This is a genomic window from Blautia sp. HCP3S3_D9 (assembly GCF_052063845.1).
In the GTDB taxonomy this organism is placed as follows: domain Bacteria; phylum Bacillota; class Clostridia; order Lachnospirales; family Lachnospiraceae; genus Blautia_A.
In genome coordinates this window covers 1-4,874 of the sequence record NZ_JBQHWS010000185.1, presented here as the reverse complement: position 1 = coordinate 4,874, position 4,874 = coordinate 1, and the positions used below count along the sequence as shown (strand labels likewise).

Below are 4,874 nucleotides of genomic sequence, written 5' to 3'. Positions count from 1 at the left end.
CGTTTTGTTTTACCCAAACGTCTTCGCCCCTTTCTACGAAGAAGCCCTAGCACGATATAGGTATTATATCATACCAGGGCTAGCATTTCCACTTTAAAGTGCTAAATTGTTCGTATATTTTTTACAAAGACGTAGTCTGATCCAGAAAGGCCTCAAATTTCTTACGGTTAATCAATGACTTACACCCCACCTGGACTGTAAAGCAACATTCTGAATTTAGATGTTCCGAAATAAGCATCCTTATTTTCTTTTCACCTATTCCAAAATATTGCACTGCTTCATCCACCGTAAGCATATATTTTTCCCAAATTGGAATCTTACCTTTTTCAATTTTAATCGCCACTCTTCTCTCCTCCTTTTCTCTTTGGACAAAACATTTTTATCTGCCCATGACAATTTACAATTTTATACACTGTCATCGGCAGATAAAATTACAATACAGGTGGCAGTTCAGTACTCTGCCCACATCGGTTTTGCACCGTCATTAAATATGACCAGATTTTTTCTGGAAGTATCATTATCACAGATATGCTTCGTCGCCCTGTGCAGCTGCTACACATTTTGTCAAATTCTTCTCGCTCCATACCTTTACTTCAATGTTATATTTCAGCATTTCCTCGTATTTACTCCATTAACAGAGCAGATATATCATGGCGGATTTACCTAGTGGCTCTACATATCTTCACGTCCTGTATGTAAAACAATATACAATTTTCAAGGTACAAAAATTCCTGAAGGGGAAAAGGAATCTATATTAAATACTCCCTTTACTGATTACTTTTCCTTACATATGATTTCGTATCAAATCCCAAGGTCTTAGTAATCAGTTTTGCTTCCAGGCGTTGACGCAGAGTTTCATCTACACAGTAATGCACCTGTCCAAATTCGTCAAACATTTTTCTGGTAGCCAAAACTGTTATGTACCCTTCATAATGCTTCAACACTGCCTGGATTGCCTCAGTATCACCAGTTGATGCTGCCTCAATAACATGGAATGGCAGCAAATCAAATGCGCATTTCTGTTTTTTACTTTTTTTCATTTGCAGATTCCTCCATATTTTTTCTCATCAGTTCCAGTGATCGTCTACGATGCTCATTAATTGTGCTGCGTACAAGATTCATTTCTCTGGCAATGTCTGCATCACTCATATCCATAAAATATGATAATAACACAACATTCCTTTTCTTTTCAGTAAGTGTCTGCAGTGCTTCAGCAATCAATGCATCTTTGACTTCTATGTCGTAACCCAGGACCTGAAAACGATGTGTTTCCATTTCATGCTCATCCATTATAAAAAGTCTGCTCAACTCCTTTTCTGATAATTCTGACAACATCACTTCATACTTCTGGCGATATGCCATATGCTTTTCATAATTAATAACTTCACTTTTCAATGCCAGCTTGCACAGAGAATCAAACTGATGTCTGACTGTCTGCTCATCTTGAAAAGAGGATTGCTCCATAAGAGTTCACCTCCTTCCCCGCCGGTAGGCAATAAGCAAAGTTCTTGCTTCCCCTTCACACATATCCCAAACGGATGAGTGCATTTGTCGGGGTGTGGGAAGAAATTTTTAAAAAATTTCTTAATAAATACGAGAAAATTGTTTTTCCTGTATTTTGAGGTATATAAAAAACGTCCTAATGGGTAGTTTTTAGCCCATCGGACGCTATTTATATCAAAAGATAATATTTTGCCATCATTTTTTGTGGCATATAATTCACTTTTTGAGGTAAAGAAATTTATTTGCTTTTTTGAACTATTTATCTATTTCATCCGTCACGTAATGACGGATATGATACCAGACAATAAAATTCTTAATCTTTCCTATACCTCCGGATCTGTTTTACGGAAATTCAGAATTTTATATGTCTTTTAAAAAGTGAAATATCACCCTCTTTTTTAGTGAAATATTAGTTCATTTTCTTTCAAGAAAGGGAACTATACACTAAACATGGAGGTGTATCATATGCCAAAACAAACAGATAAAGAACTGGGATTGTTTTTTAAGAACGCCCGACACGAGCAAAAATTGACTTATGAAGAATTAGCTGAAAAAGCAGAAATGTCCAGCCGATATTTAAAGGAAATTGAAAATGGGAGCCGAGTTCCGAGTTTTCATAAAATCAGAAAACTGGTACGCGCTTTAAATGTTCCTCCTGAACCATTGTTTTATCCAAACAATCATACAGATAATCTTGATTATCAACGCCTGCTCATGTACCTGTCAAAATGCAACGATGAGCAAATTACCGCTATCCTTGCCATCGTAGAAGCATACCTGCGCACATACAAAATTCCTACAGACCACGATAAACAAGATCCCTGAAATTCATTTGAATTCTATCTGAATTATTCTGAAGAAGCGGTATGGTTTCCCATACCGCCACTCTTAACGTGCATATTTTTCTATCATTCTCTTAACATTCGTGGATTTCTTTATTGCCCCTATATTAATAAGAAACTCAACTACATCCATCATTCCCTGGTAATAAGCCCGCTGCTCCTCTTCATAATGGAAATGTTCTAACTGATCCAGATATTTATTCCAGAAATTCTGCTCACGCTCTGGGATTTTTTCCAGATGTAGTGGCAGCTTCTTTTGTATTTGTTTCAAATTCTTCTCTGCTTCTTTCCATTCTTCCGGCTGTACTGTATATTCTCTTTCTCCGGAGTCACAGCGCAATTCCTCAAATAAATTCGATACTGCTTCATAAAATTCATTCATCTTCTTTCCACCTCTCATTAGAATTATTTCTCATTACAGGCAGCATTATCATTTTCTTATTTCAAAAATCAAATAAACTTTCCAAAAACTTCATCTTTAGAAGTATAGTAACAATATTTTTCCTTAAAATCAATAATAATACTTCATCTTTAGAAACTTTTGAGGATCAGAATGATTATTTATTGGGATAAAAAAACGAACAGTAAAAACAGAATAGGACAACGGGTAAAAGAATTACGAAAGGCTCATAATCTTACTCAGAAAACACTCGCTGCCAAATTACAACTTGCAGGATATGATTTTAATGATCTGGCAATCCTGCGAATTGAACAAGGCACACGTTTCGTTCCCGACTACGAAGTTGTCGCACTGGCCGAAGTATTTAATGTTTCCTGCGAATATCTTCTTGGTCTGACGGACGCTCCTGCAAAATAATTCAATTGTATTGCTGCCCATTCTATGCTAAACTATGGATAGATACTTCTGAACAACATACACTATTTATAAACCGTATGATTGGAGTGATTTCATGGAATTAACAAAAAAAGTCCCTACAACCGATAAAAACCAGGAAAACAATCATCTTCTCCGCATGTTAGACCGGGGAATTGATGATATGGAAGCTGGTCGTGAATTGCCACTGGAAGATGCTTTTCGCAAAATCACAGAATTAAGGGATGCACGAAGAAATGCAAGAATATAAAATTATTTTAACCTGGGAAGCAATTTACGATGTCACAGACATTGCAGATTATATTGAAGAAGAATTCGGCCAGCAACGTGCTGACCGTTTTCAATCTGATCTGAAAGAACAAATGCAGAATTTAGGCCAGTTCAGTACTGCCTTTCCCCGAACTCAAATTCTGTACAGAGGATATTCCATACATAAAAGATCTTTTCCGCCATCTATTATTTTTTATATTATAATGGAAGAAACAAAAGAGATTCATATTCTCCGAGTGTTGCGCCATGAACGAGATTGGGAAAATATCCTGTTGCAAAGATCAACTTATACATATCCAGAATGAATACCTGGGAGCCAATCAGAGATTTTTCTGAAAGGCTTCCTTTTTTATTACTTCCCACTGTCAATTAAATCATAACTCATATCCAGAAAATCCAGCGTCTTAGCTTCACTGACAGAATCATCCAAAAGAATCGTAATCCAGTGTTGCTTATTCATATGATACCCCGGTAAAAATCCATACGTTTGAATAATCATCCCAACCAGATCAGGATCACATTTTACATCCAGGATGTCAATGTTTCCATCTTCTTCTAATCCCAGTATTTTCTTTTCCACTACCATAATTATAGCATACCATTTTCCATTTTTATGTCGAAGCACCGCAGAATCAGGATCTTTTTTCCATAAATATTCCGGTTCAGTTCCATATTGCTCTTTTACATATTGAAAAATTTCTTCACGTTTCAAATTTATCCCTCACTTACGATTTCTTTCTCTGATTATACGCTATCAGGATTGTATTCTCAACCACTTCTCACAGTTCTATTTATGTTTTATAGCTTTTGCATAGCCTGCTTTGCAGGCTACACCCCAAAAGAAGCAAGCACTGCCAGTGTCATGACACCTGGCTCATTTTGTCAAATTCCCTTTCCGGTTCATTCTACCAAAATGTATCAGGGAGTATCCCTGGCCCTCTCATATTTTATAATTTCTTAATTTGACGCTTTCACCCAGTCCTGTTAAAATAACTTACAGATACATCTGTCCAAACCAACAAAAAACCAAGTACCATAACTGTCATAGCCGAACTGGTTAGACAGTTTTTTTGTACTCTTTTTTATAGAAAAAAACGAATTGGAGGATTTCAATGAGCGAACGTACCAGAATTCATCCCGTACAATTTTATTTGAATGATGACGAACAATACATTTTAGAAGAAAAATATCGTCTTTCCAGGATGAAAAGCAAATCTGCCTATCTACGGAAAATGATCTTATATGGATTTGTATATGAAGTAGACTACTCTCATATCCGAAAAATGAATACCCTGCTGGGCAATATCAGCAGCAATTTGAATCAGATCACCCGTCGTATAAACAGCACCAATGCAGTTTACCAAAAGGATCTGGACGATATAAAGGAGTTAATGGAAAAAATATGGCAGTTACAAAAATCCATG

General features: G+C 36.4%; 10 protein-coding genes. 5 read left to right on the top strand and 5 right to left on the bottom strand.

The window, feature by feature from the left end:
* Positions 1 to 121: 121 nt before the first annotated feature.
* The 3 genes from ACTNES_RS19400 to ACTNES_RS19390 form a co-directional block, all read right to left on the bottom strand.
* Complete coding sequence (locus tag ACTNES_RS19400; protein WP_021650362.1) at positions 122 to 343, bottom strand: excisionase; 222 nt, start codon at positions 341 to 343, stop codon at positions 122 to 124.
* A gap of 424 nt (positions 344 to 767) precedes the next feature.
* A complete protein-coding gene (locus ACTNES_RS19395) occupies positions 768 to 1,040 on the bottom strand; it encodes a helix-turn-helix domain-containing protein (RefSeq protein ID WP_015541278.1) in 273 nt (90 codons plus the stop codon).
* The gene (locus tag ACTNES_RS19390; RefSeq protein ID WP_005426505.1) at positions 1,027 to 1,464 is read right to left on the bottom strand and encodes an RNA polymerase sigma factor; all 438 of its coding nucleotides are present in this window, start codon (positions 1,462 to 1,464) and stop codon (positions 1,027 to 1,029) included. The genes ACTNES_RS19395 and ACTNES_RS19390 overlap by 14 nt, the downstream gene beginning before the upstream one ends.
* A 504-nt stretch (positions 1,465 to 1,968) precedes the next feature.
* On the opposite strand from ACTNES_RS19390, the gene ACTNES_RS19385 reads away from it, so the two are divergent.
* A complete protein-coding gene (locus ACTNES_RS19385; protein WP_044960650.1) occupies positions 1,969 to 2,328 on the top strand; it encodes a helix-turn-helix domain-containing protein in 360 nt (119 codons plus the stop codon).
* A gap of 63 nt (positions 2,329 to 2,391) precedes the next feature.
* Here ACTNES_RS19385 and ACTNES_RS19380 read toward each other — a convergent pair whose 3' ends face one another.
* Positions 2,392 to 2,727 (bottom strand): hypothetical protein, encoded by a 336-nt coding sequence (locus ACTNES_RS19380; protein ID WP_005426510.1) that lies wholly within the window; start codon positions 2,725 to 2,727, stop codon positions 2,392 to 2,394.
* Between the two features lie 171 nt (positions 2,728 to 2,898).
* Here ACTNES_RS19380 and ACTNES_RS19375 point away from each other — a divergent pair, with 171 nt between their 5' ends.
* From ACTNES_RS19375 to ACTNES_RS19365, 3 genes are all read left to right on the top strand, one after another.
* Positions 2,899 to 3,162: a helix-turn-helix domain-containing protein gene (locus ACTNES_RS19375; RefSeq protein WP_015541275.1), complete on the top strand. Its 264-nt coding sequence runs from the start codon at positions 2,899 to 2,901 to the stop codon at positions 3,160 to 3,162.
* 94 nt (positions 3,163 to 3,256) lie between these two features.
* A complete protein-coding gene (locus ACTNES_RS19370; RefSeq protein ID WP_005426514.1) occupies positions 3,257 to 3,430 on the top strand; it encodes a hypothetical protein in 174 nt (57 codons plus the stop codon).
* Positions 3,417 to 3,755: a type II toxin-antitoxin system RelE/ParE family toxin gene (locus tag ACTNES_RS19365; RefSeq protein WP_019162149.1), complete on the top strand. Its 339-nt coding sequence runs from the start codon at positions 3,417 to 3,419 to the stop codon at positions 3,753 to 3,755. The genes ACTNES_RS19370 and ACTNES_RS19365 overlap by 14 nt, the downstream gene beginning before the upstream one ends.
* 47 nt (positions 3,756 to 3,802) lie before the next feature.
* Here ACTNES_RS19365 and ACTNES_RS19360 read toward each other — a convergent pair whose 3' ends face one another.
* Positions 3,803 to 4,162, bottom strand: a complete 360-nt coding sequence (locus ACTNES_RS19360) for an MmcQ/YjbR family DNA-binding protein (RefSeq protein ID WP_019162150.1) — start codon at positions 4,160 to 4,162, stop codon at positions 3,803 to 3,805.
* Between the two features lie 400 nt (positions 4,163 to 4,562).
* Between ACTNES_RS19360 and ACTNES_RS19355 the strand changes: the two genes are divergently transcribed.
* Positions 4,563 to 4,874 (top strand): MobC family plasmid mobilization relaxosome protein (locus tag ACTNES_RS19355; protein WP_441040433.1); only part of this gene is annotated, 312 nt, incomplete at its 3' end.

What these genes read in the sequence shown, in the direction of transcription:
- ACTNES_RS19395 (WP_015541278.1), bottom strand. Translation starts at nt 1,040, where the DNA reads ATGAAAAAAAGTAAAAAACAGAAATGCGCATTTGATTTGCTGCCATTC.
- ACTNES_RS19390 (WP_005426505.1), bottom strand. Translation starts at nt 1,464, where the DNA reads ATGGAGCAATCCTCTTTTCAAGATGAGCAGACAGTCAGACATCAGTTT.
- ACTNES_RS19385 (WP_044960650.1), top strand. Translation starts at nt 1,969, where the DNA reads ATGCCAAAACAAACAGATAAAGAACTGGGATTGTTTTTTAAGAACGCC.
- ACTNES_RS19380 (WP_005426510.1), bottom strand. Translation starts at nt 2,727, where the DNA reads ATGAATGAATTTTATGAAGCAGTATCGAATTTATTTGAGGAATTGCGC.
- ACTNES_RS19375 (WP_015541275.1), top strand. Translation starts at nt 2,899, where the DNA reads ATGATTATTTATTGGGATAAAAAAACGAACAGTAAAAACAGAATAGGA.
- ACTNES_RS19370 (WP_005426514.1), top strand. Translation starts at nt 3,257, where the DNA reads ATGGAATTAACAAAAAAAGTCCCTACAACCGATAAAAACCAGGAAAAC.
- ACTNES_RS19365 (WP_019162149.1), top strand. Translation starts at nt 3,417, where the DNA reads ATGCAAGAATATAAAATTATTTTAACCTGGGAAGCAATTTACGATGTC.